Source organism: Paenibacillus helianthi, from assembly GCF_001909055.1.
Lineage (GTDB): Bacteria > Bacillota > Bacilli > Paenibacillales > Paenibacillaceae > Paenibacillus_AQ > Paenibacillus_AQ helianthi.
The window spans coordinates 433,437-460,324 of the sequence record NZ_LVWI01000001.1 but is presented as its reverse complement, the minus strand read 5'-3'; the positions used below and the strand labels follow the sequence as shown (position 1 = coordinate 460,324).

34 protein-coding genes are annotated in these 26,888 nt (G+C 48.3%); 28 read left to right on the top strand and 6 right to left on the bottom strand.

Annotated features, from left to right (window positions below):
• The first annotated feature begins 258 nt into the window (after positions 1-258).
• From A3844_RS02020 to abnB, 7 genes are all read left to right on the top strand, one after another.
• On the top strand, positions 259-1,026 hold the full coding sequence (locus A3844_RS02020; RefSeq protein ID WP_074106455.1) for a sugar phosphate isomerase/epimerase family protein: 768 nt from the start codon (positions 259-261) through the stop codon (positions 1,024-1,026).
• Positions 1,019-2,116 carry a Gfo/Idh/MocA family protein gene (locus A3844_RS02015; RefSeq protein ID WP_074106454.1) on the top strand — a complete coding sequence of 366 codons (1,098 nt, stop codon included), beginning with the start codon at positions 1,019-1,021 and terminating at the stop codon, positions 2,114-2,116. Before A3844_RS02020 ends, A3844_RS02015 begins: the two co-directional genes overlap by 8 nt.
• 39 nt (positions 2,117-2,155) lie before the next feature.
• Positions 2,156-3,220 carry a Gfo/Idh/MocA family protein gene (locus A3844_RS02010; protein WP_074106453.1) on the top strand — a complete coding sequence of 355 codons (1,065 nt, stop codon included), beginning with the start codon at positions 2,156-2,158 and terminating at the stop codon, positions 3,218-3,220.
• A 36-nt stretch (positions 3,221-3,256) separates the two neighbouring features.
• Positions 3,257-4,225 (top strand): sugar phosphate isomerase/epimerase family protein, encoded by a 969-nt coding sequence (locus tag A3844_RS02005; protein ID WP_074106452.1) that lies wholly within the window; start codon positions 3,257-3,259, stop codon positions 4,223-4,225.
• Positions 4,226-4,229: 4 nt separating this feature from the next.
• Entirely contained in the window at positions 4,230-5,204 is a 975-nt protein-coding gene (locus A3844_RS02000) for a phosphotransferase family protein (protein WP_074100933.1), read from the top strand.
• 274 nt (positions 5,205-5,478) lie between these two features.
• A complete protein-coding gene (locus A3844_RS01995; protein WP_074083638.1) occupies positions 5,479-6,549 on the top strand; it encodes an ABC transporter ATP-binding protein in 1,071 nt (356 codons plus the stop codon).
• A gap of 169 nt (positions 6,550-6,718) precedes the next feature.
• A complete protein-coding gene (abnB, locus tag A3844_RS01990) occupies positions 6,719-8,146 on the top strand; it encodes an arabinan endo-1,5-alpha-L-arabinosidase AbnB (protein ID WP_074106451.1) in 1,428 nt (475 codons plus the stop codon).
• Positions 8,147-8,295: 149 nt separating this feature from the next.
• On the opposite strand, the gene fabF is transcribed toward abnB, so the two are convergent.
• Complete coding sequence (fabF, locus tag A3844_RS01985) at positions 8,296-9,534, bottom strand: beta-ketoacyl-ACP synthase II (RefSeq protein ID WP_074100931.1); 1,239 nt, start codon at positions 9,532-9,534, stop codon at positions 8,296-8,298.
• A gap of 251 nt (positions 9,535-9,785) precedes the next feature.
• On the opposite strand from fabF, the gene A3844_RS01980 reads away from it, so the two are divergent.
• The gene (locus tag A3844_RS01980; RefSeq protein WP_074106450.1) at positions 9,786-10,637 is read left to right on the top strand and encodes a helix-turn-helix transcriptional regulator; all 852 of its coding nucleotides are present in this window, start codon (positions 9,786-9,788) and stop codon (positions 10,635-10,637) included.
• A 114-nt stretch (positions 10,638-10,751) separates the two neighbouring features.
• A complete protein-coding gene (locus A3844_RS01975; RefSeq protein WP_074100929.1) occupies positions 10,752-11,855 on the top strand; it encodes a citrate synthase/methylcitrate synthase in 1,104 nt (367 codons plus the stop codon).
• Positions 11,856-12,090: 235 nt separating this feature from the next.
• Here the strand turns inward: A3844_RS01975 and A3844_RS01970 are convergent, their stop codons facing one another.
• Genes A3844_RS01970 through A3844_RS01960 form a run of 3 tightly spaced genes read right to left on the bottom strand, consistent with a single transcriptional unit; the run spans position 12,091 to position 14,380 of the window.
• Entirely contained in the window at positions 12,091-13,368 is a 1,278-nt protein-coding gene (locus tag A3844_RS01970) for a tyrosine-type recombinase/integrase (RefSeq protein ID WP_083606641.1), read from the bottom strand.
• A 15-nt stretch (positions 13,369-13,383) separates the two neighbouring features.
• Positions 13,384-13,929 (bottom strand): murein transglycosylase A family protein, encoded by a 546-nt coding sequence (locus tag A3844_RS01965; protein WP_074106449.1) that lies wholly within the window; start codon positions 13,927-13,929, stop codon positions 13,384-13,386.
• A gap of 10 nt (positions 13,930-13,939) precedes the next feature.
• Positions 13,940-14,380 carry a hypothetical protein gene (locus A3844_RS01960; RefSeq protein ID WP_074106448.1) on the bottom strand — a complete coding sequence of 147 codons (441 nt, stop codon included), beginning with the start codon at positions 14,378-14,380 and terminating at the stop codon, positions 13,940-13,942.
• Positions 14,381-14,483: 103 nt separating this feature from the next.
• Between A3844_RS01960 and A3844_RS01955 the strand changes: the two genes are divergently transcribed.
• On the top strand, positions 14,484-14,816 hold the full coding sequence (locus tag A3844_RS01955) for a LytTR family transcriptional regulator DNA-binding domain-containing protein (protein WP_074106447.1): 333 nt from the start codon (positions 14,484-14,486) through the stop codon (positions 14,814-14,816).
• A gap of 190 nt (positions 14,817-15,006) precedes the next feature.
• On the opposite strand, the gene A3844_RS01950 is transcribed toward A3844_RS01955, so the two are convergent.
• Together A3844_RS01950 and A3844_RS01945 are read right to left on the bottom strand one after the other, a co-directional pair.
• A complete protein-coding gene (locus tag A3844_RS01950; RefSeq protein ID WP_074106446.1) occupies positions 15,007-15,258 on the bottom strand; it encodes a helix-turn-helix domain-containing protein in 252 nt (83 codons plus the stop codon).
• Between the two features lie 159 nt (positions 15,259-15,417).
• Entirely contained in the window at positions 15,418-15,780 is a 363-nt protein-coding gene (locus A3844_RS01945; RefSeq protein WP_074106445.1) for a helix-turn-helix domain-containing protein, read from the bottom strand.
• A 146-nt stretch (positions 15,781-15,926) separates the two neighbouring features.
• Here A3844_RS01945 and A3844_RS01940 point away from each other — a divergent pair, with 146 nt between their 5' ends.
• The 18 genes from A3844_RS01940 (at position 15,927) to A3844_RS01855 (ending at position 26,887) form a co-directional block, all read left to right on the top strand.
• The gene (locus tag A3844_RS01940; protein WP_074106444.1) at positions 15,927-16,166 is read left to right on the top strand and encodes a helix-turn-helix transcriptional regulator; all 240 of its coding nucleotides are present in this window, start codon (positions 15,927-15,929) and stop codon (positions 16,164-16,166) included.
• Entirely contained in the window at positions 16,167-16,481 is a 315-nt protein-coding gene (locus tag A3844_RS01935) for a hypothetical protein (RefSeq protein ID WP_074106443.1), read from the top strand.
• 191 nt (positions 16,482-16,672) lie between these two features.
• On the top strand, positions 16,673-17,179 hold the full coding sequence (locus tag A3844_RS01930) for a helix-turn-helix transcriptional regulator (RefSeq protein ID WP_083606640.1): 507 nt from the start codon (positions 16,673-16,675) through the stop codon (positions 17,177-17,179).
• A gap of 11 nt (positions 17,180-17,190) precedes the next feature.
• Positions 17,191-17,484, top strand: a complete 294-nt coding sequence (locus A3844_RS01925; RefSeq protein ID WP_074106441.1) for a hypothetical protein — start codon at positions 17,191-17,193, stop codon at positions 17,482-17,484.
• Entirely contained in the window at positions 17,481-17,750 is a 270-nt protein-coding gene (locus tag A3844_RS01920) for a hypothetical protein (RefSeq protein WP_074106440.1), read from the top strand. The genes A3844_RS01925 and A3844_RS01920 overlap by 4 nt, the downstream gene beginning before the upstream one ends.
• 315 nt (positions 17,751-18,065) lie before the next feature.
• The gene (locus A3844_RS32635) at positions 18,066-18,218 is read left to right on the top strand and encodes a hypothetical protein (protein WP_167374603.1); all 153 of its coding nucleotides are present in this window, start codon (positions 18,066-18,068) and stop codon (positions 18,216-18,218) included.
• A gap of 98 nt (positions 18,219-18,316) precedes the next feature.
• Positions 18,317-18,577 (top strand): hypothetical protein, encoded by a 261-nt coding sequence (locus A3844_RS01910; RefSeq protein ID WP_074106438.1) that lies wholly within the window; start codon positions 18,317-18,319, stop codon positions 18,575-18,577.
• Entirely contained in the window at positions 18,574-20,562 is a 1,989-nt protein-coding gene (locus A3844_RS01905) for an AAA family ATPase (protein WP_074106437.1), read from the top strand. The genes A3844_RS01910 and A3844_RS01905 overlap by 4 nt, the downstream gene beginning before the upstream one ends.
• A 258-nt stretch (positions 20,563-20,820) precedes the next feature.
• A complete protein-coding gene (locus A3844_RS01895) occupies positions 20,821-21,864 on the top strand; it encodes a recombinase RecT (protein WP_074106435.1) in 1,044 nt (347 codons plus the stop codon).
• Positions 21,864-22,571 (top strand): MBL fold metallo-hydrolase, encoded by a 708-nt coding sequence (locus tag A3844_RS01890; RefSeq protein ID WP_074106434.1) that lies wholly within the window; start codon positions 21,864-21,866, stop codon positions 22,569-22,571. Before A3844_RS01895 ends, A3844_RS01890 begins: the two co-directional genes overlap by 1 nt.
• A gap of 212 nt (positions 22,572-22,783) precedes the next feature.
• Positions 22,784-23,692 carry a hypothetical protein gene (locus tag A3844_RS01880; RefSeq protein ID WP_074106432.1) on the top strand — a complete coding sequence of 303 codons (909 nt, stop codon included), beginning with the start codon at positions 22,784-22,786 and terminating at the stop codon, positions 23,690-23,692.
• Positions 23,670-24,008: a replicative helicase loader/inhibitor gene (locus A3844_RS01875; RefSeq protein WP_083606639.1), complete on the top strand. Its 339-nt coding sequence runs from the start codon at positions 23,670-23,672 to the stop codon at positions 24,006-24,008. Before A3844_RS01880 ends, A3844_RS01875 begins: the two co-directional genes overlap by 23 nt.
• Entirely contained in the window at positions 23,983-25,377 is a 1,395-nt protein-coding gene (gene dnaB / locus A3844_RS01870) for a replicative DNA helicase (protein WP_074106430.1), read from the top strand. Before A3844_RS01875 ends, dnaB begins: the two co-directional genes overlap by 26 nt.
• A 12-nt stretch (positions 25,378-25,389) precedes the next feature.
• Positions 25,390-25,863, top strand: a complete 474-nt coding sequence (locus A3844_RS01865; protein ID WP_074106429.1) for a hypothetical protein — start codon at positions 25,390-25,392, stop codon at positions 25,861-25,863.
• An 11-nt stretch (positions 25,864-25,874) separates the two neighbouring features.
• On the top strand, positions 25,875-26,036 hold the full coding sequence (locus tag A3844_RS32630) for a DUF6906 family protein (RefSeq protein ID WP_167374617.1): 162 nt from the start codon (positions 25,875-25,877) through the stop codon (positions 26,034-26,036).
• Positions 26,033-26,215 carry a hypothetical protein gene (locus tag A3844_RS32625; RefSeq protein WP_074106428.1) on the top strand — a complete coding sequence of 61 codons (183 nt, stop codon included), beginning with the start codon at positions 26,033-26,035 and terminating at the stop codon, positions 26,213-26,215. Before A3844_RS32630 ends, A3844_RS32625 begins: the two co-directional genes overlap by 4 nt.
• Complete coding sequence (locus tag A3844_RS32620) at positions 26,212-26,373, top strand: hypothetical protein (protein WP_167374616.1); 162 nt, start codon at positions 26,212-26,214, stop codon at positions 26,371-26,373. The genes A3844_RS32625 and A3844_RS32620 overlap by 4 nt, the downstream gene beginning before the upstream one ends.
• On the top strand, positions 26,354-26,887 hold the full coding sequence (locus A3844_RS01855) for a crossover junction endodeoxyribonuclease RuvC (RefSeq protein ID WP_074106427.1): 534 nt from the start codon (positions 26,354-26,356) through the stop codon (positions 26,885-26,887). Before A3844_RS32620 ends, A3844_RS01855 begins: the two co-directional genes overlap by 20 nt.
• Position 26,888: the final 1 nt, after the last annotated feature.

Here is a 26,888-nt window from a genome sequence, read left to right as displayed (position 1 = left end):
TCATTTTATTATATACGCTTTCATATTACTATGGACCTGAGCAAAAAACATATAAATGATGTGGAGGGGGCTTTATAGCGGCTCTGAAAGCTACATAGGTACGCATATGGAACATGAAGGATAAGGGAGACAGATATTGGGCATTCAGTTGCTTGCAGCCCTTTTGTTCAGGTGAGTCATATGATGTGGCACCACAGGGACGATAAGAAGCAGGATAGATATGGAAGTACAATCCAAACCATTAGGAGTGAGGCAAACATGCTGAAAATCGGCTTGCAGCTGTATACGCTGAGAGAAGAACTGGAACAGGATTTTGAAGGAACCCTCCGCAAGGTAGCGGAGCTTGGATATGCCGGGGTAGAATTTTATCATTTCTTTGGACGGACGGCAGAAGAAGTAGTTGCACTGCTTCAGGAAACGGGTCTTACCGCGCTCGGCGCACATCGTCCATATGATGCTATGCTGAATGACACGGAGCAGGAAATCAGCTTCAATCTGGCTATCGGCAACCGCAATCTGATTGTGCCTTATCTGACTGAAGAGCAGCGCAATTGGGAAGAGGTTGCAGCGAATTTGCGGACTATCGGAGAGAAGTGCAGCGCTCGCGGCACCGTTCTTTCTTATCATAATCATGATTTCGAATTCACGGAGCAATTCGGCGGACGGACCGCTTTTGACGGTATCTTCGAGGAAGTGCCTGCCGAAGTGCTGAAAGTGGAGATGGATACTTGCTGGGTATATTATGGCGGCTATGATCCGGTAGAATATATCAACAAATACGCCGGACGCCTGCCGATTATCCATCTGAAGGATATGAAAAAGCGTGAAGACGGATCGGCGGAGACGGTTGTATTGGGCGAAGGGGAAGTAAATCTGGCTGCGATTCTGGAGGCTGCTGATGCAGCGGGTGCGGAATGGGCCGTAGTAGAGCAGGATTATTGCAGCAGATCACCGCTTGAAAGTGTAGCGGACAGCCTGAAATGGGTTAGAACATATGCCAATCAAGGAGGAAAAGTTCATGTCTAACAAACTCAAAATTGCTATTATCGGTTGCGGTGGTATCGCAAACGGCAAACATATGCCAAGTCTGTCCCGTCAAAAAAATGCCGAAATGGTGGCTTTTTGTGACATCGTAGAGGAACGTGCACAGGAAGCGGCGAAAACTTATGGGACTGAGGATGCAGCTGTCTACACTGATTTCCGGGAGCTTTTGGCAAAAGGCGGATTTGATATCGTTCATGTATGTACACCTAATGACAGTCATTCCGTGATCTCCGTAGCAGCGCTTGAAGCCGGCAAACACGTGATGTGTGAAAAGCCGATGGCCAAGACAACAGCCCAGGCTCAGGAAATGCTGGACGCAGCACGCCGTACCGGCAAAAAGCTCTCCATCGCATACCAGAACCGCTTCCGTTCGGACAGTGAATATCTGAAGGGCCTCTGTGAGAGTGGAGAACTCGGTGAGATTTATTACGGCAAGGCTATTGCGCTGCGCCGCCGTGCGGTTCCTACGTGGGGAGTATTTCTGGATGAAGAGAAGCAGGGAGGAGGCCCGCTGATCGATATCGGGACGCATGCGCTTGATTTGACCCTGTGGCTGATGGATAATTATAAACCTCGGATGGTAGTCGGTTCGACATTCCACAAGCTGGGACAGAAGAAAAACGCGGCAAATGCCTTCGGTCCTTGGGATCCTGAACAATTCAAGGTAGAAGATTCCGCCTTTGGATTTATCACTATGGAAAATGGAGCGACGATCTCTCTGGAATCCAGCTGGGCACTGAATGTGTCCGAGTTCCGTGAAGCCCAAACTTTACTTGCAGGCACAGAAGGCGGGGCGGATATGAAGGACGGTCTACGTTTGAACGGAGAACGTGCAGGACGTCTGTACGAGACCAAAGTGGATCTCTCCTCCGGTGGTGTAGCCTTCTACAGCGGAGAAGCGGAGAGTGAAGCAGACCGTGAAGCCCGCTTGTGGCTGGAAGCAGTAATTGAAGACAAAGAACCGGTTGTAAAACCGGAGCAAGCTTTTGTAGTTACGCAAATTCTTGAAGCAATCTATGACTCGGCACGGACTGGCCGTGCGGTGTATTTTGACGGAAGCTCAGACAAATAACTGGCAAAGGTAACGTCTATCGAAACAGGAGTGGAGACCATGAGTTCACAGAAGCATACAATCGTCATCGTTGGCTATGGCGGAATGGGAAGCTATCACACACAATTGATTGAGGAGAACGGCCGCCTGGAGGTGGCCGGAACGTTCGATCTGCTAGAGGAACGCCGCAGTGCTTCGGTAAAAGCGGGATATACGGCTTATACCAGCTATGAGGAGGTTCTGGCCGATCCGAAGGTTGAAACCATACTGATTGCCACACCTAATGATGTGCACAAAGAAATCGCCATCGCAGCTTTTAGAGCCGGTAAACATGTAATCTGCGAGAAGCCCGTGGCGTTATCCTCGGATGAATTCAATGAAATGCTTGAGGAGGCTGAAGCCGCCGGACGTATCATGATGGTGCATCAGAACCGCCGGTGGGACGAAGACTTCAGGATCATCAAGGAAATGTATGAGCATAACACAATCGGCCCTCTGTTCCAGCTTGAATCACGTGTGCACGGAGCCAATGGCATCCCTGGTGACTGGCGGCACGTGAAGGCACAGGGCGGCGGTATGCTGCTGGATTGGGGTGTTCATCTGCTGGATCAGCTGTTGTTCATGATTGATAGTAAAGTAACCAGCGTGAGCAGCAGCTTAAGCTTCATTCTGGGCAATGAAGTGGATGACGGCTTCGAGGCGCTGCTGCAATTCGAGAATGGCATCAAAGCCGTCGTGGAAGTCGGAACCACCAACTTTATTACGCTGCCAAGATGGTATGTAAAAGGTACTGAAGGCACCGGAATTATTGAAGATTGGTCATTGACGGGACGGATCGTTACCCGCAATCAGGAGAGCGAAAGACGGGAGCCTACCCCAATCCGCGCCGGTGTAGGCCTTACGAAGACCATGGCTCCTCCATCAGAAGGAGCGACGATTACAGATGTGCTGCCGACAGCAGTGGAGCTGTCCTCCAGCTTCTATACCAATTTTGCCGATGTCATTGAGGGATCGGCAGAGCCGATTGTCAAAAATGCCGAGGTCATGCGTGTGCTGAAGCTGATCGAGGCGATATTTGCAGCGGCTGAAACCAATCAGACCATTAAGGATTTTGACGTGTATTGAAATGAATGCTTATCATGAACGAGAGGCGGCAGAACAATGAAACTTGGAGTATTTATGGTGCTTTTCGGCGGTCGCAAGCTGGAGGACGCGCTGGATTATGTAGCTTCCAAAGGACTTAAGGCTGTAGAGATCGGCACTGGAGGCAATCCGGGCAACAGCCACTGTGATCCCAAGCTCCTGCTGGAGAATGAGATTGCACTCAAAGAGTTCAAGCATGCGGTAGAGTCACGCGGTCTGATGATTAGTGCACTGAGCTGCCACGGTAATCCGCTGCATCCGCAGAAAGAACTGGCCCGTAAGGATCACGAGGATTTCGTCAATTCGGTCAAACTGGCGCAGAAGCTTGGTGTTTCTGTTGTGAACACCTTTTCAGGTTGCCCGGGCGATCATGAAGATGCGAAATACCCGAACTGGCCGGTAGCTCCATGGCCGAATGACTACCAGGAGATTCTGGCCTGGCAGTGGGAGAACAAAGTGATCCCTTATTGGACAGAATGGGGCGCGTTTGCCTCGCAGCACGATGTGAAGATTGGTCTTGAGCTGCATGGGGGCTTCTCTGTGCATACGCCCGCTACTCTTCTGCGTCTCAGAGAGGCAGCAGGTGAAGTGATCGGCGCGAACCTTGATCCGAGCCATATGTGGTGGCAGGGCATTGATCCGGTGCAGGCCATTCATATCCTGGGACGTCAAGGTGCAATCCATCATTTCCATGCCAAAGATACCGTGATTGATCCGGTAAATGTGAATATGTACGGTTTGACTGATATGCAATCCTATACGAATATGCTGGACCGGGCGTGGCAGTTCCGTTCGGTGGGCTATGGCCATGATGTGAAGGTCTGGGCGGATATCATCAGCGCACTCCGCTTGGTTGGTTATGATTATGTGGTCAGTATTGAGCACGAGGATGGACTGATGTCTATTGAAGAAGGATTCTCCAAAGCGGTAGACAATCTCCGCCAGGTACTAATTGAGGAACCTCTTGCCGATATGTGGTGGGTCTAAACAAATGGAGAGTTTTACTAAAGTCAAATTGGATGATCAGCAGCTGAGAACTTTAGTAACGGGTACGTTTGGAAAGGATACATCGATCATCAGCAGCAAGGAGTTGACCGGAGGTTTTTTTAATACTGCCTACGATCTGGAATTATCGGACGGACGATCCGTGATTCTGAAGGTCGCACCCTCTGATGAGACAGCAACGCTGAGCTACGAAAAAGACATCATGCGCGCAGAAGTGGAGGCACTTCGTCTGGTTCTGGCAGCAGGCAGCGTTCCGGTTCCAGCCGTCTATGGATTCGATGAGAGCCGCGAACGGATTAGAAGTCCTTATTTTTTCATGGAAAAGGTTGAAGGGATGCCCTACAATGAGGTCAAAGAGAGCCTCACGGATGAAGTGAAAGCCTCCATTGAACTGGAGCTGGGCCGCTATCAAAGGCAAATTAATGAGATAAAGGGCGGGCACTTTGGGCTTTTTGGGGAGTCTCCTGATGGAACAGGAAGAACATGGCGTGAGACCTTCACAAAGATGATTCATAATGTGCTGGACGATGGTCAAAGACTGGGGGCTGCGCTCCCGTCTTCGTATGACGAAATCAGGCAGGGGCTGGAGAGGTATCTGCCTGCACTTGATGAGGTAACCGAACCGCGCCTGATTCACTGGGATCTGTGGAATGGCAATATCTTTGTCCAAGACGGTGCGATTGTCTCGATTATTGACTGGGAACGCGCGCTGTGGGGGGATGTCCTGCTCGAATATTACTTCCGGCACTTTGAGAATTCTCCGGCATTCTTGGAGGGCTATGGTGCAGTGTTTAACAGTCCGGGCGAGCAGCTCCGCATCAGGCTGTACGACCTGTATCTTGATCTGATTCTGGTCATCGAGTATTACTCCAGGCAATATAAGGATGAGAATCATATTGGCTGGGCGTTTGATAATTTGCGTGAAACCTTGAAAGACTTTGTGAACACAGTGGAAGTATAAATGTGAAAAAGCGGAAGGCCGGTTCTCACAGGAGACACCGGTCTTCTTGCCTGTGAACGGCACAGCGGACTTGAATGGGGCCGCGTGTAATTTTGCTAAGCTATTGAGGTTCGTGTATATTTTGTTAGGGATGAACGCGTTTGCTTTGGCATCGCCGGTTTTCAGAAAATTCTTGACGTAAGCACATGTAAATAGATAAAATAATACTTATTGTGTGTTTTTTACGTATTGAGAATCATTATCGTAATTTGAAAAGAAACGAGAGGGTGACAGGATGGAGCGCCTTTTAGAGGTAAAAGACCTGGCTATATCATTCAGAACACGCGGAGGCGAAGTACAAGCGATCCGTGGTGTAAGCTTTCATGTGAATAAAGGGGAAACACTGGCGATCGTGGGCGAATCCGGTTCCGGTAAGAGCGTAACTTCGCAGGCTGTCATGAAGCTGGTTCCCCAGCCGATGGGTGAATACAAGCGCGGACAGATTTTGTTCGACGGACAGGACCTGATTGGTAAAAATGAAAAGCAAATGCAGAAGATCCGCGGGAAAGAAATCGGAATGATTTTTCAGGACCCGATGACCTCGTTGAATCCGATGATGAAGGTCGGCAAGCAAATTACCGAAGTGCTGTTCAAGCATGAGAAAATCTCCAAGGATGCTGCGTACAAACGCGGGATCGAACTGCTGAACCTGGTAGGGATACCTTCACCGGAACGCCGTTTTCAGCAGTATCCGCATGAGTTCAGCGGCGGGATGCGCCAGCGTGTGGTGATTGCCATGGCACTTGCAGCCAACCCTAAGCTTCTGATTGCCGATGAGCCGACCACCGCGCTCGATGTAACGATTCAGGCACAAATCCTGGATTTGATGAAGGATCTCCAGAAGAAAATTGATACCGCAATTATCTTCATTACCCATGATCTCGGGGTTGTAGCCAGAATGGCTGACCGCGTTGCGGTAATGTATGCCGGTCAGATTGTTGAAATGGGCACAGCGGAAGAAATCTTCTATGACCCAAGACATCCGTATACCTGGGGTCTGCTGGCTTCCATGCCAAGTCTGGAAAGTAAGGGTTCTTTGCTTACTGCGATTCCCGGAACGCCTCCGGATCTGATCAAGCCGCCGAAGGGCGATGCTTTTGCACTCCGCAGCACTTATGCGATGCAGATCGATATGGAGAAAGAACCTCCAATGTACAAGGTGTCCGACTCCCATCTGGTAAAATCCTGGCTGATGCATCCGATGGCGCCAGCGGTAGAGCCGCCTGAAGTGGTGAAGAAAAGACGGCGTGTTCTTAGCAACGCTTATCCGCAGCCGATCCTGGTAGAGAACGCCGGAGATTATTAATATATTAGTTGTAAGCGTCAAGCTCCTTTATGGACTTGGCGCTTTTTTGCGTGAAATAACGGATTAATGTTTAGATAAGTGTGAAACAAAACTAATATATTTAAATAAAAGTATTGACTATTTCATCTCCGGACAGCAAAATGTAAGGGTATACATAGGAGGTTGAAGGATGAAAAAAAGAACGTTTACCACTTTATTATCATTGTCTATTTTGACGGCATGCAGCAACAGCAACCCTGAATTTAATAATGTTTCTGTACATGATCCCTCTGTAATCAAAGTAGATGATATGTATTATGTCTTTGGCTCCCATCTGGCTTCGGCCAAATCCAAAGATTTGATGGACTGGACGCAGGTGTCTTCTGGCGTTGCCGACGGCAATGTGCTTATTCCCAATGTTACGGAAGAATTAAGTGAAACGCTCAGCTGGGCACAGACGGATACGCTATGGGCACCTGATGTCATTCAGCTGTCTGACGGGAAATTCTATATGTACTATAACGCTTGCAAAGGGGATTCTCCGCTGTCGGCAATGGGAATAGCTGTATCCAGCAAGATTGAAGGACCCTATAAAAATAAGGGGATCATTCTCAAATCCGGTATGGCTGGCACAGGCGATGACGGTGAAATTTATGATGCAACGAAGAAGCCTAACGTGGTTGACCCTGATGTGTTTTTTGACAAGAACGGTAAGCTTTGGATGGTATATGGTTCCTATTCCGGCGGGATCTTTATCATGGAGCTGGATGCCAAGACAGGTATGCCGCTGCCTGATCAGGGTTATGGCAAAAAACTGCTCGGAGGCAACCACGCCCGGATTGAAGGACCTTACATGCTGTACAGTCCTGAAACCGATTATTATTATCTATTCCTATCTTATGGCGGACTGGATGCTAAGGGCGGATATAATATCCGTGTTGCCCGCTCCAAGAACCCGGATGGTCCATTTGAAGACTCGGAAGGCAAGGCTATGCTGGATGCGAAAGGTACAGCAGGTGTATTGTTCGATGATCCGGCTTACTCTCCATATGGAGTGAAGCTGATGGGGAATTTCGAATTCACGAATGCAGGGCTGGATCCGGAGGCAAACCGGGAGGGTTATATTTCTCCTGGCCACAATTCGGCATATTATGATGCCAAGAGTGGACAATATTTTCTTATTTTTCATACCCGCTTTCCTGGCAGGGGGGAGGAGCATGAGGTTCGTGTACACCAGATGTTTATGAATACCGACGGATGGCCGGTGGTAGCGCCGCACCGATATAGCGGAGAGAAGATTGGTAAGTACACTGCCGAGGAGATCAGCGGCGGTTATGGATATATTAACCACGGCAAAGAAATCTCGGCGAAAGTTACAGGCTCGAAACCGATTGAATTAACCGCTGACGGAAAAATTACCGGGGCGGTTGAAGGGACCTGGAAGCTGACGGGAGAACATAATGCTGAGCTGATTATTGACAGTGTGACCTACAGCGGAGTTTTTCTGAAGGAGTGGGATGAAGCGGCTGGTAAAAGTGTAATGACGTTTTCTGTGGTCTCGTCTGCAGGCATCTCGCTCTGGGGAAGCCACGATTTACCGGAAACAGAGGAGAACTAACCGGCAATTTAGCCCGTTGCGATCGATATAGCTAGAGTTAACAAGCGCCAGGTGCAGCACGACAAAAAAGCACCAGCGGTAAACCTTCAGCCCCTCCTGCGTGCAGGGGAGCTGAAGGTTTTTATGAATTTTAGTGTCCGGCTACCGGATCACTCCGTATATTTCCGCAGTACAATCACAGCATTATGACCTCCGAAGCCAAAGGAATTGGAGATTCCGATGTGCAGGTCCGCTTGGCGGGCGGTGTTCGGCACATAATCCAAGTCACAGACTTCATCGGGCTCCTCCAGATTGATGGTGGGTGGAATAAGGCCTTCCTGTATACTCTTAACCAATGCAATGGCCTCAAGGCCTCCGGCGCCGCCCAGGGCATGCCCTGTCATTGATTTATTTGCCGTCACCGGAATGCGGTAGGCCTGATCGCCGAACAGCTTTTTGATCGCCATCGTTTCTGAACGGTCTCCCACCAGAGTGCTGGTGGCATGGGCGCTGATAACATCCACCTCACCTGGCTCTATATCCGCCTCTTGGAGCGCCAGTTTCATGGCCTGATAGGCGCCTATGCCTTCCGGATGGGTGGCCACCATGTGATAGGCATCCGAACTGGCACCATAGCCGGTCACTTCGCCGTAAATGACGGCATTTCTCTGCAGAGCATGAGATAAGGACTCCAGGATGACAATCCCGCTCCCCTCCCCGATGACAAACCCATCACGGTTCGCGTCAAATGGACGGCTCGCTTTGAGCGGTTCAACATTATGTGTGGACAACGCAGTCGCATTTCCGAAACTGGCTAGTGATATTTCGTTAATGGCGGCTTCAGCACCTCCTGCAATGACAACATCGGCACCGCCGTACCGGATCAGCCGGAAGGCTTCACCTATGGCTGTATTCCCGATGGAACAGGCCGTTACAGGCGACAGAGCAGGTCCAAGTGCCCCCAGCTTAATACTGATCAAGGCTGCAGCCATATTCGAGATCAGCATCGGGATCAGCGTCGGACTGACTCTTTCCGGTCCGCGAGAACGCAACACATCGGCTTGCTCCATTAAGGTCTGAATCCCCCCGACACCTGAGCCTACATAAACCCCAAATCGTTCGCGGTCTATCTTGTCCAGCTGAAGCCCGGAATCAGCCCAGGCGTCTTCGGCAGCAGCCAGAGCGAACTGGCTGAACCGGTCCATCCTCCGCGCCTCCTTACGGCCAAACCGGCCCTCAGGATCGAAATCGTGCACAGCACCGGCAATCTTTGTTTTGAAATGTGAAGTATCAAATGTGGTGATCGGAGAGATCCCCGACTCACCTGCCGACAAGCGTCTCCAGAACTTCTCTACTGTATTTCCTAGCGGCGAGACCAATCCCATGCCGGTAATCACTACGCGCTCCATAATTATCCCCCTAAAAGTTTTGATAGCATAAGCTCCCATGAATCTACTCCGCAAAACTCACATCGGAAGCATCCACAATGTTTTGCCAGCATAAGCTTCCATAAAGACACTGTGTTATACTCGCAGCCGAAGCATGTAACTTTTTTGTTATACGTTTATTTTTCCACTTTATTTATCCTATTACAAGTTGTCGTTTATCATAGTATAATTAATACTATTCTAAACATCGTTCAGGAAGAGGCGCATAGATAATGTCTACTCAGACCAGGCTACAGGCTTTATCGGACTTCTTAAAAGCAAGGCGGGCGGCGATATCGCCCGCCTCCGCAGGGCTGCCTCAAGGCACGCGTAGAAGGACCCCGGGCCTGCGGAGGGAAGAGGTTGCGCAGTTAGCCGGAGTCAGTAACACCTGGTACACCTGGTTGGAGCAAGGCCGGGATATCAAAGTCTCGCCTTCTGTATTGGACTGTATTGCGGCCGCTTTGCAACTGACCAAAGATGAGCGCAGCTATTTATTTGCCCTGGCACTGGAGAACGGGCCTGGAGCTGCCCTTTATCCGCAGGAGAACATCTCCGAGATCAATCCTTCATTGCAGAAAATTCTACAGGAGTTGACCACCTGTCCGACTATTATTTCCGACCGGCGCTGCGGGATTGTGGGTTGGAATGAAGCGGCTGCGCATGTGTTTCTCGACTTTGCCAAGCTCCCGCCGGAGGAGCGGAATATGATCTCTCTTCTATTTGTCCGGAAGGAATTCAAGCGCCTCGCCGTGAACTGGCAGCAGTTCGTCAGCGGGTATTTATCCATATTCCGGGCCTATTACGGCCAATATGTGGAGGACCGCTGGTATGATGATTTCATTGCGGAGATGAAGCAGCAGCATCCGGAGTTCAACACGCTGTGGGAAGAGAGCCGTGTCAGCTCAGCTCCCGATGTTGTGCTTGAATTCCGTCATGCGAAAGCTGGCAAAATGCTGTTTCACCTGACCTCGCTCCAAGTACACGGCAGCACCGATTTGCGGTGCAGTATCTATACACCGGCTGGGGACTCCAATACAGAAGCAAAGCTCAAGCAGCTGATGGAACAGCACGCCCAGGAATGATGATAAAAAATCTTTATGGATTCATAAAAAACTATAAATATGCAATGCAAGGTTTCACGTTTATACTCCTAATATGATGTTTAACTTATGGAATCGGAAAAGGAGCAAAGTATAATGGCAAAAGTGACCGGATTGGAAGGCGTAGTGGCAGGGGAAACTGACATTGGTCTGGTGGACGGTGAAAAGGGGTACTTGGTATACCGGGGATATTGGGCGAAAGAACTTGCAGTGACACGCACTTATGAAGAGGTAGCCTATTTGCTGTGGAACGGACACCTGCCATCTGCGGAAGAGCTGGTACGGCTTAAGAACGAAATGGCTGCATCCCGTCAGTTGCCAGGGTATATCCGGCAGATCATTGAACTGATGCCTGCTTCCGTTCCAATGATGCTGGTGCTGCAGAGTACCATTGCTGCACTTGGAGAGCAGGAGAATACCTCTTGGCCCCCGGTACTAGCGCAGGCGGTAAGGCTGGCATCCATCCTCCCGACCATTATTGCTTATAGATACCGTACGCTGAACGGATTAACACCACTGGAACCGTTATCAGAGCTTGGGCATGCGGCCAATTACTTATACATGCTGACTGGTGAAAAGCCGACCGAGGCGCATGTACAGGCGCTCAGTGCTTACCTGATTCTATGTATGGAGCACGGCATGAACGCCTCAACCTTCGCTGCCCGCGTGGTACTGTCTACCGAATCGGATATGAATGCTGCAGTCGCCGGGGCAATCGGGGCTATGAAAGGGCCGCTGCATGGCGGTGCTCCGTATGAAGTAATAGCCATGCTCGAGGATATTGGTACCCAGGAACGGGCGGAACCGTGGCTGCGGAAGGCTCTGGAGAGCGGAACCAAGATCATGGGTTTCGGACACCGGATCTATAAAACCAAAGATCCGCGTGCTGAAGCCCTTCAGATCGCGACACAAGAAATGATCGGCAAAGATCCTTCTTTTGACTTGGCACTTCATGTAGAAGCAACAGCTATACATTTACTTCAAGAATACAAGCCGGGCCGCAGACTGTTCACCAACGTGGAGTTTTATGCTGCTGCTATTCTTAAGGCGCTGGAGCTTTCACCGGACATTTTTACACCAACCTTTACAGCAGGAAGAATTATCGGCTGGACCGCCCATATTATGGAGCAGGCTGCCAACAACCGGATTTTCCGTCCGCAATCCGTCTATACCGGCCCTATGCCCCAGAACGAATTCTAAAAAAAGCTGCAGAATCATTCCTGAGGTTAATCGCTTAGAACATAGCTAGTAAGTATGCAAAAACATCCCCGTCCGATAAGCGGCCGGGGATGTTTTGAGTAGAGGGATGATCATGAGTGAGAGTATGAGGGGGATACCTTATACTGACAGTAAAACCCCTTGAAATCCTTGATGTATAAGGGTTAAAAGGGGTTTGTTAATTACAAAAATCACATAAAAATCACAGTAGCTTGAATTATTTCAATTTCAGCAAGTCTCCGTACTGTATATTTACTTTATTTGCATCATCTTGTTTCATCTTGTTTGTGACATGTAGATAAATCTTCGTCGTAGTTTTGGCATCATCGTGTCCGACTCTTTTCATGATATTCGCAATATCCACTCCAGCCTCTGCAAGCATGCTGATATGGGTATGTCGGAAGATGTGAGGTGTAGCGTGCTTGGTGATGTTTGTATATTCTAAAATCCGATCCATACGATTGAGTACATTAGTAGGATTATACGGATATCCGTTAGGTCTGCATAACACAAAGTTCTTAGAGTGATGATCATCAAACTGAGCTTTGTATTTTTCATGAATTCCAGTCTGCTGCTCCTGATACGATTTGAGTAAGTTTATTATTGCAAGATCTAAATTAAGTGATCGTATGGAGCCTGTTGTCTTAGGTGGTGTGAGTTCGTAATTTTTCATATTATTGTTCGGGCTATACAGCGTCTTGGTTACCCGGATCATTGTAGTGTCAAAATTGATGTCTGCCCACTTAAGTGCGCATAATTCCCCCGAACGAAGACCAGTGAAAGCTAAAAAATAGAATGTTTCCAAATCACGCTCCAATCCATGGTTCACCACGGCGTTTAAAAAACTTTCGAGTTCATGTCGTTCTAAATAAGACGCTTCTAAATCTTCTTCTTCGATTTCCTCAACGGTCAGCGCTTTTTCTTTGATGACTGCGCCTTCACTCGGGTCGTCCTTTCTTAATCCTTCTTTGACCGCCCATTCTAATATCATTCCAGCAGCAGTATGAGTAGTCTTAATCGAATTTACAGCATAAGGCTTATAAACGAACTGCCCAGGGTTTTCTTTATCTTTTACTTTATACCCAACCGTTGCCATGGTATCGAGCATTCCCTGATATTGTTTCTTCGTCAAAGTAGCTATGGGTAATTTACCAATATAACGATTAATAATTTTAATTGATTTATCTCTGATTGCTAGTGTGGCATCTTTGTCGATCGTCTTAATATATTTTTTACGCCATTCAGCTGCAGCCTCAGAAACGGTGACTTTCTTTGCCTTCTTGACGTTTATTCCTCCGGCTAACCGGTCATATTCTTCCTGGCAGGCCTTTTTCACCTCAGCAATTGTATCACGCACCCGGGGGATCTGTGTGCGTACGTTGGTCACTGGATCAGGCGGGCCCTCAATGACAAGACGCCATTTGTATCCCTGTTTGTTGTTGGCTGGTATTTTCTTGGGGACGGGGACAGATGAGCGTTTCTTCTCTATGGTCATGAGTGTACCCCCTTGTTATTTATAATTGCTAATTGTCGAGTGTTTGTCCAGGAAAGCTTGAATAGATTTGTTTAGTTTGACAGCATCCACCTGTAGCCCCGATTGGGCGCTGAGGGTAAACAACCCCACATCCGACTTGAGCAAGAAATAGTCATTATCCTTAGCAAGTTCCTCCAAATACATCGTGATCCCCGAGTAATCAGGGACTGGAACCTTGGTGAGCTCATTCAGGATCGTGTCAATTTTTAGACCCGATTGATACAAGGCACTAGGATCGATGTTTTGTTTTAACTCTTGATTTGCAGCATACAGATCACTCAGGTACTGCCGAACGGTTGCCAGTGCTGTTATTTCACTCTCAGTGAGCGTAAGCTTCTGGCGGACCTCTGGATCTTCTTTAATTTCAAGTGATTTCTCATACACAGCTTTGGCACTCTGCAGGTCACCATCCTTATAATGTTGTTCGGCCTGACTGCTCAGTTCAGCTGCTTGATCTGTTTTGGAAGGACTGCATCCGGCCAGCATCATCGCGAGTGACATAGCCAAAATCAATTTTTTCATTTCGCACCTCTTAGGAATATTTTAATTGCTCTTCTAATCGCTTCTCTAATCTCGCCAAGCGTTCAGTATAACCGTCAATAGTATAATCTCTAATCTCATATTCAATTGCCGCATAACAGATGTCGATGGCTTCATAGTATAGTCCTCTATTTTCGTAGTATCGCCAAAGGGTATTAAATGATAGAGGATCAATCGGAAGCCTGTCATTGCGATAACGGGCCTGCCAGGCATCAATGAAGCGAAAATAATACTCTATATCCAGCCGGCAAACCATTACGAGCTTATCCGCAGCGCCTTCATGATATTTCAGATAATTAGAGTAGAAGATGATTAAACTTTCATACATAAAATGGAGATCACAGGGATCGTGAAGAACCTCTACAGTTTTCTTGACAAGGTAGTCCTCCCCTTCATCATAATTTGATGTTGAGTAATGAAATCCATAATCCACTTAACCACCTCGAAACGATTGTAATATTTTATGCAATGCTGTATGTAGAACCTTGTCGTAAAATGATTTAAAAACCATCCAGAATTCGGCAGAGGAGATAGGTATGATTAGAAGAATGAAGAAACTACAACTCAAGAAGAAAGATAGTTTTACATGGAAGGATGTAGACCTTAAGGACGTCAACTATATTGATAAATGGCAGCGTACCAGCAATTCACATTCCGAGCTTGCATATCACACCAGTGATGGTTCTTATCAAGAACTGGATATCTTGGTCGAAGCAGCTGAGGCATATAAGGATCAAGGATTCGTGTTAGTAGGAAGGACGGCGCTGGTGCAAGAATGTAAAATCGATCAAATAATATCAATTGAGAATAATGGATCGTTGATTAAATTCAAGGATGGAAGCGAATTGTATGTGCTAAAGCAAATCTAGGAATATAAGTCAACCCCTTCATTGGGTTTTAGGGGGTGCTTTCGTTCGTCCTTTTTCGACAGCGTTTTCCAACTGGATCTGCTAATCTATGTAATACAACAAGTAGATTACGTGGTAGTGAGGTGATCGAGCAAATCAAATGGTACATATATATCAGTACTCGTTCCTTAAGAGCAGCTGAGCTACTCTGCTATCGCCATTCCCAAACAAAAAGATCATCTTGCAAGCAGTCAAGGTGGTAAGCAATCAATGCTGCACGCTGAATACCCATGCTCTTGTAGCCCGAGCGGAGATTGATGTAATCAGACATTTGTTGCTTACTAATGCCTATCTTGTCTGCTAACCATTGCTGATTGATCTTAATTTGACTCGATGGCGGTTCCATCTTGGCACGCCGAACAAGCAATTCGGGAATACGACAGCGCACGGGAACAAGTTCCATCGCACTGCCACCTACTATTATACTATTTTTTTGGAACATTTACGAACATGGGTTCGTATGTTAATATGTTGAAATAATCCCTTTTGAATTGGACGGTGACACCCTATGGTAGAAGAAGACATGCAAAAAGATGAAGATTACACAAAACTCGAAGAAGAATTATTTGTGATTCTCTCTGTTTGCGATAGTAACCGCCTCAATTACCTTAAGGAATACTTCACGGAACTTTGGATCTCCAGGTGATAGACCACTTCTTTTTGCAGCATCTAATATTAACTGGATAGCTTCTTCGGTCTCTTTGTCATAGCCGGTGACTGTATTTTCTTGTAAATCCACCAAGTATGTGGGTTCAATCTCCAGTATCTCAGCTAACACAGTCGCTGTCTCCAAATCAACCCTCCTTTGCCCCGTCTCATAATAACCATACGCTTGTCGAGTAATTCCTAATTTTTGTGCCATATATTTTTGCGTGAATTTCTTTTCTAATCTCTTCTTCTTCAAACGGTCTGTTCTAAATATCACAACATCACCTCTTGGTCATTATACCGCAACTAATTGTTGCTTTAAATCGAGGTAACAAATAGTTTCTTAAAAGTATTGACAGTAACAAAATGTTGCGTATAATAAAGATATAAGGCAACACAATGTTACCTATAGGGGTGGTGAATATGGATAGAGAATGGTTAAGCAAGATCAGGAATAATACAGGTTTAACACACGACGAAGTAGCTTCAGATGTTGGAATTAGCCGTCAGTACTATGGGATGATTGAATCAGGATTAAGAAATCCCAGCGTCGATCTCGCTATGAAAATAGCAACCAGATTAAAGTTCAAATGGACTCTTTTTTTTGACAATAAAGGCAACAAAACGTTGCATAATAAAAATAATGAAAAAGAGGTGATCTAAATGGCCGTTATCGTAATTGAAACCGATGACCTTGAACGTTGGATCAGAGAAACGGTCGCAGCATCAGTACAAACTGCAACTACTCAAGAGCTTCCGCCATTCTTACGTCGGGAAGAATTTATGAACTTGCTGGGAATTGGTGAATCGAAAACAGCCGAACTCTTTAATCGCCCCGATTTCCCGGTCATCAGAGACTTTGGTCACCCGCGAGTCATCACTCATCTATTGATGCAGTGGGCTGAGAAACAGGTTGGTTGGATCAATGAGAACGCTGGCAAAGAATTTAAGGCAAGACGCAATCATGCAACCGGATAATACAAACCCGCCGAGCTGTACCGGCAGCGGCGGGCAGGGAATGCGGCAAGGGGAATTGCTTAACTAAATAGTACATCGTCGGTGTGTCACATATCTACGCGGATTACGTGCCATTTTGTCCGATTCAGACCTCTTCAAGCCCCATTTTGTCCGACTACCCTGATTATAACGGACAGAGGGAGATGAGAAAATTGTCTATAGGAGACGTGCTTCAGGATTATCGAAAGCAGCAAGGGATGACACAAGAGGAATTCGCTGATCAGGTTCTAGTGGATCGATCATCAATCGCGAAGGTTGAGACCGGAAAGCGGCCGGCAACAAATCATCTAATGCGGCAGGCAGCTTCAGCTTTCGATGATCCCCGGCTTTATATCGCAGCTGCTGAAGAAGTTACCGGTGGCGCCAGTGTTCCTTATTTGGATGGCGCTGACCTACATAAAGCGGCTACACATTACAAATCGCTCGAAGAGGGCGAAGAAGCTCTAGCGGCAATGAGATTTGCACCAATCATGAAGCGAAATGATCAAATGACGGAAGCAGACAAAGCTGCAGTCAAGGCGGCCATCATGGAGAGCATCGAAGCCATTACGGCGTTCACACATCACATCATGGCATTATGCCGGGAATATGGATTCAGCTGGCGGGGCGTATGGAAAGAACACCGTGCCGATCTGAAGGCCAAACAATACATGAAATGAGGGATTCTGAAATGATGACACTCGAACAATTGGAAGGGGAAGCGAGATTCGTGGCACAGAATGCAAAGCACAATCTGAAGCTGGTTAAGCAGCAGGCAGCAGTGATTGACCCGGCAAAGCTGGAGAGCAACATTAAGTGGCTTGAAATGATGATTTCTTTGCATCAGAAGGATCTGGCAGCAGCAAAGGAACAAATGAAAAAAGCCCGCCTGGCAGGGCGGACCTCGTTGAGAACTCGCTTAAAGTATCTCGTTGCGTCCATTTTACGGGAAGATCGCAACAAAGGCAAGGGGGAAGCGGTGTGACAGAGCAGGAAGTTCAGGAGTTCGCCGTAGCCCTGGTATCATCGTATCTCCATTACAGACAACGGTGGTTTGAAGCTCTGGACTTGACCCAAACAGCGTACTCAGATCGATTCGCCGATCCTCACCGTTACAACCGAGCTGTTAAGCAGAACGAGAAGGCAACACATAATTGGGATTTGATTTCAGATATTACGGACCACCTTCTTACTCCCACTATCAAGACAGCGTTCGATGTGGAGTTGAAACGTAGAGAAAAAGATTTATGAGCAGCGGCTTCGGCCCTGTCTCCAAGCGTCGACCCTTAGAAATAACCTTTCCTCCGGGTTGGCGTTTGGAGATGCGGTTGACGCATCCAAGGTGGTGGCAGAACGAGTATGCAGCGCCTTAAAACGAATAGTGAAGTAGGAGTGAAAATCTCCGGCGCTTATAAGAGTTTGTACGGCATGACCGTACAGAAAAACGCCCACTTAGTCTTTCCGGTGAAGCTTGCCCGAAACATGGCGGCCATAAACTACGATGCAAACCGATGCCGGGTTCAAGTCCCGGCCCACCTTGATTCTACATAGGAAGGAGGAGTGAAATTGGAAGCTTCTGAAAAAGCGATAGCTCAGTTTGACACGATATCTTCAATAGTGGCGCAGTTAAAATCTTGTGGCTATGAATGCGAAGCGGGAGTGCTCATAAAAAATGTCGCATTCATTGCGTTAGAAAGAATGGCTGAAAACGAAAAATAGCCCGCGGGAACGGGCTACCAGTGATCTTTGACAATTTAATATCAACTTGCCTCCATCTTAGCAGGTGGAGGCGCACTACACAAGAGGGAGTGAATGGAATGTCAACTGCCTATTCTGCTGACATTAGCGGTCAGCGCATCGAGGTAGAAATTGTACCTCCTACTAATTACTCGCCACCGGTGCTTTCAATCCGACAGCAGTTCGGGACTTTTCAACTGCATGCTGATCCCGAGCAACTGGCTGAAGTCGAATACGCCATCCGGACTTATCTGGAAGGCATTCGTTATCCCGAAACACCTGATCAACAAATGATCTTACACGCCGAGTGTGTATCGGCAATTGAGGAGGTGATCGCTTGAGTCGTATCGATCTGGAGCGTTTAACGCTCCGTAATTTCAAAGGAATTAGAGAGTTCGTCCTCGCTGTTAACGGCGGGGACGCTGATGTCTACGGCGATAATGCTACCGGAAAGACAACAATTTTTGATGGATTCACCTGGTTGTTCTTCGGTAAGGACAGCCAGAACAAGACCGATTTCGAGATTAAGGGTTTGGACGGTGCCGGCAAGGTCCTGCAGCACAAGCTGGAGCACGAGGTAGAAGGAGTATTCCTGATCGATGGTCGCCGCCGGACGTTTCGCCGGGTCTTCTCCGAGAAATGGACTAAGAAGCGCGGATCCGCAACGGATGCATTCGAAGGTCATGAGACGAATTACTTCTTGGATGGTGTTCCTGTCAAAAAGGGAGAGTATACCGCCGAGGTAGATTCCCTCATTAAAGAGGATCTGTTCAAGCTTTTGACCAGTCCTTCTTACTTCAATGAACAGTTGAAGAAAGAGGACCGCAGGAAGGTGCTGCTGGAAGTGTGCGGTGACCTCACGGATGCTGAGGTGATTCACGGCAACAAGGAACTTGCTCCGCTGCCAGGCATTCTCGGCGGGCGGGACCTTGATTCTCACAAGAAGGTCATTTCCTCCCGCTGCACCGTGATTAACCGCGAGATTAAGGAGCTGCCGGTGCGGATCAGCGAAGTGCAACGACAGATGCCTGATGTTGCCGAACTGGATGAAGAGCTGCTTAAGGAAGATATCGCCATCCTGCGTAGCAGGGTAGAGACTGGGGAGGCGGAGCTTACCCGAATCCTCTCCGGCGGTGAAGTGGCTGTGAAAGAGAAGCGGCTCCGGGAGATCGAAGGCGAGCTGATCTCCATTAAAGGCCAACTGCAATCGGATGCGCTGGATAAAGTCGCTGTTAAACGTGACGCTGTGAATCAAATGCATATCGAGGTTAACCGGTACCGCCGGGATATTGAGGATAAGCAGCAGCGCATTCAGAACAATGAAAGGCTGGCAGCAGGGCGCCGGCAGGAAGCAAATCGGCTGAGGGCAGAGTTTTCAGAATTGAAAGGCATCGTCTTCGAACATCCAGAAGGGCATGAAGCCAATTGCCCAGCCTGCGGACAGTCACTTCCAGAAGATCAGGTCAAAGCTGCTCATGACAAAGCTGAAGCCGACTTCAACCGTCGATTGGCGGAATGTAAGGAGCGGATTAATGCTTCCGGAAAAGCGGCGGTGGCTGAAGCTCAGAAGTTTGAACAGGAGATTGTGCGGCTCAATGGAGAGATTGAAAGCCTGAAGAATGCTTTGCAGCTGCTTCAAACAGAGATGACAGATGCCGAGGCTGAGCTGACTGATCTTCGATCTGGTGTAAAAGACCCTGCAACGAATCCGGGTTATGCCAGTAAGCAGGCTGAGGCAGCGACAGTGCAGCAGCAGATCAATGATCTGAAAGCTTCCTCAGATGATGCTGCAACTGCTGTCCGGCAGAGTATTCTCCTGCAGCGTTCAGAGATCGCTGGAATGGAAAGTGATCTCGCTAAATTTGATGGTGTCCGCCGCGCGCAGCAGCGTGTGACGGAGCTGGAGAACCAGGAGCGGGAATTGGCTGCTGAATATGAACGACTGCAGCACGAGTTGTTCCTCTGCGAAGAGTTCACCAAAACCAAGGTCAGCATGTTGGATGCCAAGATCAACAGTAAATTCAAGCTTGCCCGGTTTCGCCTCTTCGAGGACCAGATCAACGGCGGGATCAAGGAAGTCTGCGACACACTCTACAAGGGGGTGCCGTATGATAGCGGCCTAAACAATGCTGCCCGGATCAATGTCGGCCTGGACATCATCAATACGCTGGGTGAACATTACGGTTTTAGTGCTCCGATCTTCGTGGACAATGCGGAGGCCGTTACGAAGCTGATCGGAACGGACGCTCAGGTCATCCGGCTGGTTGTAAGTGAAGCTGATAAGAAGCTGCGCATTGAGACGGCAGCCATACAGGAGGCGATTTAAATGTACGACGTTCAAGAGAGCATTAAGGCTCAGGAAATTTATTGTGAGGAGAACAAAGCACCTCACTTCGCGCCAAAAACTGGCCGCTGTTGGTCGTGTAATCAAAATATATATGCGCCTGGTCATCATGTTTGGAAAGGGAAATCCGATGGACGTGAGTCCGCGGGGATTTCTGTTGAAAAAGCAGGTCGGGAACTTGTTACTGGATGCCCGCACTGCTTCCGGTCTTACTGCGATTAATACGAGGAGGGGATTTAATTGAGCACTACAGATCAAACAAAGCAGCAGGCAGCTCCGACGGCGGTTGCCAAGAAGGAACCTACCCAATCCGAACGCTTCATGACAAAGGTCATTTCACAGTTCGGTTCCAGTGTAGGCGAGGTTGCTCTCACTAATTTTCAGAAACGTCTGGCTCAGAACTACTTCATCGCCCTGGATGCGATTCTGAAGTCTACTGAGGAGAAACGATTGAAGAAATCAGGCAAGTTTCAAGATCCGGTTCCGGTTACCTGGCAGAATGTGAATATGGAGAAACTAGCTTGTGATGTCGTGGCTATGGCGAGGGTTGGATTTGATCCTTCTCAGCCAAACCACATTAATCCCATCCCATACAAGAACAAAAATACTGGTAAATACGATGTCACCTTCATTGAGGGTTATCGCGGTATTGAATTGAAAGCTACCAAATATGGCCTTGATGTTCCAGATCATGTGACTGTTGAACTTGTGTATTCCACAGATAAGTTCAGACCAGTCAAGAAAGACTCCAAAAATCAATATGAAGGCTACGAATTTGAGATTGTAAATGCTTTTGACCGCGGGGATATCATCGGAGGCTTCTATTATCACAGTTTTTCCAACGCGCCCGAGAAAAACAAACTCGTGATTATGACAAAGAAGGATATCGACAAACGTAAGCCGGATAAAGCTTCTCCTGAGTTCTGGGGTGGCGAGAAAGACAAGTGGGAAAATGGTAAGAATGTCGGAAAAGAAGCGGTAGAGGGTTGGCCGGAGAAGATGGCATGGAAGACCATTTATCGTGCGGCCTATGGTGACATCACTATCGACTCCCAGAAGATCGATGATGATTACCTGCGACTGAAACAAATGGAGAGCGATTTTGCAGAGGCTGAGGTTGATGAGGAGATCAGGGCAAATGCAAATAGAACCATCATTGATGTTACTCCTACAGATCCACCAGCCAGTACACCCGATGCTCAGCCGGAAGATCCTACAGGCAGCCCTGATCCATATGATTTCTCTGAAGATGTTCCTCCGATGGAACAAGAGATGGATTTCTAATGATCGACATCCAATGTCTCGGCTCCAGCAGCGCCGGTAACGCCTATCGTATATCGGATGGTCATACCGCGCTTCTACTGGAAGCCGGTTTTCCTTATAAGTCGATTCAGCGGGCCCTTAACTTTCGGATGACGGATATAGCCGGATGCCTTATCACACATGAGCACCTGGATCATAGCAAGGCTGCTCCTGACATTATGCGAGCAGGCATCAACATTTACACCAGTGCAGGGACAGCAGTTGCCAGAGGGCTGTCAGGTCATCGCCTGAAGGTCATCAAGGCGCTGGAGCAGTTCACGATAGGCACCTGGACGATTCTACCGTTCGATATTCAGCATGATGTGGAGGAGCCCTTGGGCTTCCTGTTGGCGAATACAGCAGGCGATAAGCTGGTCTTTCTTACAGATACCTACTACTGCCGGCATCGCTTCAGCGGATTGACTCACATCATGGTGGAGTGTAACTACTCTCGGGGCGTCGTTAACGAGCGGGTGGCAACAGGCCATCTACATCCGGCTCAGAAGAAACGGCTGCTTCGCTCTCACTTCTCACTGGAGAACGTGAAAGACTTCTTGAAAGCCAATGATACCCGGAATGTTGAGGAAATCTGGTTGCTTCATCTTTCCGACGGGAACAGCGATGCCAAGAGATTCAAGCAGGAGATTCAAGAGACAACCGGCTCACTGGTCCGTGTGGCTGACCGATGATCGATGACAAGCCACTCATGAAGAGCATGATGGGCGAGAGGATCTGGAAAATTATGAAGGTAGACCAGGAAAAGTTCAAACGGGAAACCCGGGAGTACTTCGCTCGTGGTTATCCCGGTTTTACGGTCAAGCGAGTGAAGTATCCATTTGTTTACCTGCAGGATGATAGGAATTAACTGAAATAGCACGGCTGCTGCGGGAGGGGGGAGTGAATGACGGAGTCAGCCAGAGAACCAACTATGGCCGGCCTCCTTAACCAGTATGAAGCGATAGGCGGTCCTGAGGAATACGGACCAGAGGGAATTGCAATCATGGTCGCCTTATGGCGGAAATCTTGCAAGCTGGGATGGAAGCGGGCTTTCCAAATGACAAACACTGAGCTTACACTTCAAACCGGAATAAAGAGTCGGGATACCATTAACACACATCGTAGTAAACTCGTCAATGCCGGATTGATCGGCTATACTTCCCCTCCACGGGGGAGTGCTAAGGGCAGTTACACTGTCAGATTTGATCTAATAGTTGTCGGCGAACCTGTCCAAAATTCGGACTACTTTAATATAGTTGGTGAAAAAGTTGTCCAAAAACCGGACTACTTTATAAAAGCTGACGGTGAACCTGTCCGAAAATTGGACCACTTTCCCGACACTGTATTAAAAGATCTTAGTACTACTATTACTACTACTACTGACAATGAGTTCGCTGATGAGGTAATTCCAGACCGGAAATCCAATCCGATGATTGAACTTTTAGATGCTTATACCAAATTGCATGGGAAGTTAGATTTCCACGTGAAGCCACGAGAGCGTGAAGCCATGGGTAAGATGGTCGCCGGAGGTACGCCTAACCCTTTTACCATCCGAACTATGGAACTTCTCCTGGAGGAGAAACGCAAGCGTGAGGGAGGAGGTTTTAAGCTTCCTACAAGCTTTTTGTATTACGTGGACGGGATCGAAGAGGCTTGGAAGAACTCCCAAACTACCTCAGCGCCGACTGACGGAGTCGCCCCGGGAGAACTGCCAGAGAAGCCTCAGCGCAAAACGAAACAGCAACAAGAAATCGATGAGCTTCAGCGTTTCATCGAAGAGGAGGAACGCCGTGAACAAACTGGAAGTCGCTAAGCTGTACAAGATTATCAAGAAGCGATATGGCAACTTTGACGCCAGCCTACAGGCCGTGGAGGAAGACCTTGATATGCTGAAGGATATTCCTTACGATACGGCTCAGTCAAATGTTCGACAGCACATCATGACCAGTGATTTCCCCCCCAAGATATCTCAAATACGAGGTCGGCTGGGAGAACAGTTGGAGCGAGAACGGATGCGGAAACAGACACAGGAATTGATACACGAAATGGATGCATCGCGATTAAAGGCTGTTCCTCCTCCATCAGGGCTGAAGGAGGCGCTTTATGCAAGACTTAATATCCAGCATTAAGATGCCGCATAATCCAGAAGCAGAAGCTGCTGTATTGGGGGCAGTTTTAATTGACAAGGAAGGCGATGCTCTTGAAGCAATGCTGGAATTGCCGATTGATGTGTTTTACAACCCAGAGCACCGGTTCATCTTCGAGGCTATGGAGCAGATCATCGAGGAAGGACAGCCGATCGATCTAGTTACACTGATGTCCAGACTGCAGGACAATGGACAGCTTGAGGATATCGGAGGGGTCAGTTATTTATCCCAGATCGCTCACAGTGTTCCTACCGCTGCCAATGTGGATTATTACATCGGGATTCTGAAGGAAAAGCACCTGCTCCGCGAATTGATTCGAACGGGGATTGAACAAGCACAAATGGCATCTGAGAGTGAAGATCCGGCACGGGTCATGGCTATTGCTCAGGTCAATGCTTCACGCTTATCCGATCAAGCAGCACCAAAACAAGAGTTCAAGCGGATCGGTGAAGTGGCTGTCCAGGTTTACGAGGACATGGAACATCGGGCCACGAACAAAGCTGAGAATGGAGTAAGTGGCATTCCTTCGGGATTCGTTGATCTTGACCTGTTGACCGCCGGATTCCAGAAGAGTGACCTGATCATCGTAGCCGCCAGGCCTTCCGTGGGAAAAACAGCATTCGCCTTGAACGTCGCTCAAAATGTGGCGGTGCGGTCAAAAGAGACCGTAGCGATTTTCAGCTTGGAGATGTCGGCGCCGCAGTTGGTACAGCGGATGATCTGTGCGGAAGCAAACCTGGACGCGAATCATATGCGGACTGCGGACTTTGCTGAAGACGATTGGAGGAAAGGCGCGGACGCGATTGGTATTCTGGGCAACAGCAATATCTTTATCGATGACTCGCCGACGCTGACCGTCCACGAGATCAGGAATAAGTGCCGCAGGTTGAAAAGGCAGGAGGGGTTGGGGTTAATCCTGATCGATTACCTGCAGTTGATTTCTGGAACCGGGAAGCGCAACGAGAACAGGCAGCAGGAAGTGTCCGAGATTTCCCGGACGCTGAAGCAGATCGCTCGAGAGCTTGATGTTCCAGTGGTTGCACTTTCGCAACTCAGCCGCGGCGTCGAGCAGCGCCAGGATAAACGGCCAATGCTTTCGGATCTGCGGGAGTCTGGTTCCATTGAGCAGGACGCTGATATCGTAGCCTTCTTGTACCGGGATGACTACTATGATCAGCAGACTGAGAAGAAAAACATCATCGAGATTATAATTGCGAAGCAGCGGAACGGTCCGCTTGGTACAGCTGAGTTGGTCTTCCTGAAGCAGTTCAACAAATTCGCAAACTACGAACGAGCACACAGCAATGTACCTGCACCACCGGATGACGTAGACAAACGCAAATGGGCATGAGGGAGGAACGTAATGACTAACCAAATAGAAGCCATAGTTACATTTAACGATGGAATTGCTTATGTAATGTCGAACCCAGTTGAGTTCACTTACTACAAGGAAGGAAATCTAATCATCGGATTAGATGAGACTTGTACTTTTGTATCGTGCTACTACTATTCCAGGCCAACATTGGGATTCGAGGCATTTGGCGGCAGAGAGTTTGATATCACACTTGAGAATGGTGAGGTCATTCACTGTAACGGCCAATGGTGGGACGGTGGATATCTCAAAGCCGAGGAATTGCTCGGGGAAACATTGGTGAGTGTCACTTACAAAGATATAGAGGCTTTGAAAGATTGTTACGTTTTCTATGGATGTACCGCAATAGCCAACAGCTTAAACAAACTTCGTGAGACTTCTGACAGCGCGGTGAAAGGATATTGGGCATATGAAGCTCAATTAAAAGGCCGGGATAAACCCATAAGGGAAGATCAACCACGATAGGAGGAACGGGAATGAAACAGGAAAAGCGGCCAACACGCCGGCAGAAGCTTGAAATTCAGGCAGCTGGCTTGATTGCGGGGAATTGGTTTGTGGAGCGGGATACGCGTGAACATTTAGTACTGATAAATCGGTACTCCGGCAAGCCCCGGACGATCCGGAGGGCAGTGTCGTGAATGGCGCTTGGAATTACTGGCACGTGTATCACTTCATGGTCATCTACTACCAAAACACGGGGCTCGTACCGGAGCGAACGGTTCTATTGGCAGAGTTTCCTAATCTGGATCCGGAACAGGTGGATGAAGGTATCGCCGAATTTGATCTCGTGATGGGGAAACGGGGTGAGGCCGGATGATTCCGGATAGATCTATTGATCCTTTGTTCCAGCAGAAGTATTACTTCGCTGTTTTTGATAAACGTGGGCATGTGATCGGCACGGTGTACGTACTGGACACCGAGATGAAGCCGCGCAGGGAGAGGGAGGAAACCAAAGATGAAGATGCTAGGTATTGACCACGGCACGAATTATGCCGGATGGGCCACCATGGAAGACGGCAAGCCGATTGAGTTTGGTCTCCGGGATTTCAGTAAGATCGCTATGCCGGATGTGCTGGACGCCATTTATCAGGACACCTTCCGGATGATTGAGCAGGAGAAGCCGGATCTGATCATTCTGGAGCGTCCGGTTCACTTCAAAAATGCTTCCAGCGTAATCGCCCTAGTCGGAGCATTTTCCGTGGTCACACTGGCTGCGCTTCACTTGGGTATCAAGATTGCTCATATCCGGCCGACTGAACTGAAGATGCAGACGGGTAAAGGTAACGCGGATAAAGAGACAGTGGCTTTTGAGATGCAGATACTGTTTGACCTGGATTATGACGAATTGGCCGTTCCGGTTCTCTACAAGACCACTGATCCTAAAGGCAAGTACAAGAAGGGCGATGTGCAACAGCGATTGTTCGATCCTTCCGATGCTCTGGCGCTCTGCTGGGCTTACCACCAAAAATATATCAAGGGAGTTGCGTAAT

Excerpts from the sequence above, each read along its gene's own strand:
- A3844_RS02020 (WP_074106455.1), top strand. The coding sequence starts at position 259 with ATGCTGAAAATCGGCTTGCAGCTGTATACGCTGAGAGAAGAACTGGAA.
- A3844_RS02015 (WP_074106454.1), top strand. The coding sequence starts at position 1,019 with ATGTCTAACAAACTCAAAATTGCTATTATCGGTTGCGGTGGTATCGCA.
- A3844_RS02010 (WP_074106453.1), top strand. The coding sequence starts at position 2,156 with ATGAGTTCACAGAAGCATACAATCGTCATCGTTGGCTATGGCGGAATG.
- A3844_RS02005 (WP_074106452.1), top strand. The coding sequence starts at position 3,257 with ATGAAACTTGGAGTATTTATGGTGCTTTTCGGCGGTCGCAAGCTGGAG.
- A3844_RS02000 (WP_074100933.1), top strand. The coding sequence starts at position 4,230 with ATGGAGAGTTTTACTAAAGTCAAATTGGATGATCAGCAGCTGAGAACT.
- A3844_RS01995 (WP_074083638.1), top strand. The coding sequence starts at position 5,479 with ATGGAGCGCCTTTTAGAGGTAAAAGACCTGGCTATATCATTCAGAACA.
- abnB (WP_074106451.1), top strand. The coding sequence starts at position 6,719 with ATGAAAAAAAGAACGTTTACCACTTTATTATCATTGTCTATTTTGACG.
- fabF (WP_074100931.1), bottom strand. The coding sequence starts at position 9,534 with ATGGAGCGCGTAGTGATTACCGGCATGGGATTGGTCTCGCCGCTAGGA.
- A3844_RS01980 (WP_074106450.1), top strand. The coding sequence starts at position 9,786 with ATGTCTACTCAGACCAGGCTACAGGCTTTATCGGACTTCTTAAAAGCA.
- A3844_RS01975 (WP_074100929.1), top strand. The coding sequence starts at position 10,752 with ATGGCAAAAGTGACCGGATTGGAAGGCGTAGTGGCAGGGGAAACTGAC.
- A3844_RS01970 (WP_083606641.1), bottom strand. The coding sequence starts at position 13,368 with ATGACCATAGAGAAGAAACGCTCATCTGTCCCCGTCCCCAAGAAAATA.
- A3844_RS01965 (WP_074106449.1), bottom strand. The coding sequence starts at position 13,929 with ATGAAAAAATTGATTTTGGCTATGTCACTCGCGATGATGCTGGCCGGA.
- A3844_RS01955 (WP_074106447.1), top strand. The coding sequence starts at position 14,484 with ATGATTAGAAGAATGAAGAAACTACAACTCAAGAAGAAAGATAGTTTT.
- A3844_RS01950 (WP_074106446.1), bottom strand. The coding sequence starts at position 15,258 with ATGGAACTTGTTCCCGTGCGCTGTCGTATTCCCGAATTGCTTGTTCGG.
- A3844_RS01940 (WP_074106444.1), top strand. The coding sequence starts at position 15,927 with ATGGATAGAGAATGGTTAAGCAAGATCAGGAATAATACAGGTTTAACA.
- A3844_RS01935 (WP_074106443.1), top strand. The coding sequence starts at position 16,167 with ATGGCCGTTATCGTAATTGAAACCGATGACCTTGAACGTTGGATCAGA.
- A3844_RS01925 (WP_074106441.1), top strand. The coding sequence starts at position 17,191 with ATGATGACACTCGAACAATTGGAAGGGGAAGCGAGATTCGTGGCACAG.
- A3844_RS01910 (WP_074106438.1), top strand. The coding sequence starts at position 18,317 with ATGTCAACTGCCTATTCTGCTGACATTAGCGGTCAGCGCATCGAGGTA.
- A3844_RS01890 (WP_074106434.1), top strand. The coding sequence starts at position 21,864 with ATGATCGACATCCAATGTCTCGGCTCCAGCAGCGCCGGTAACGCCTAT.
- A3844_RS01880 (WP_074106432.1), top strand. The coding sequence starts at position 22,784 with ATGACGGAGTCAGCCAGAGAACCAACTATGGCCGGCCTCCTTAACCAG.
- dnaB (WP_074106430.1), top strand. The coding sequence starts at position 23,983 with ATGCAAGACTTAATATCCAGCATTAAGATGCCGCATAATCCAGAAGCA.
- A3844_RS01865 (WP_074106429.1), top strand. The coding sequence starts at position 25,390 with ATGACTAACCAAATAGAAGCCATAGTTACATTTAACGATGGAATTGCT.
- A3844_RS32630 (WP_167374617.1), top strand. The coding sequence starts at position 25,875 with ATGAAACAGGAAAAGCGGCCAACACGCCGGCAGAAGCTTGAAATTCAG.
- A3844_RS32620 (WP_167374616.1), top strand. The coding sequence starts at position 26,212 with ATGATTCCGGATAGATCTATTGATCCTTTGTTCCAGCAGAAGTATTAC.
- A3844_RS01855 (WP_074106427.1), top strand. The coding sequence starts at position 26,354 with ATGAAGATGCTAGGTATTGACCACGGCACGAATTATGCCGGATGGGCC.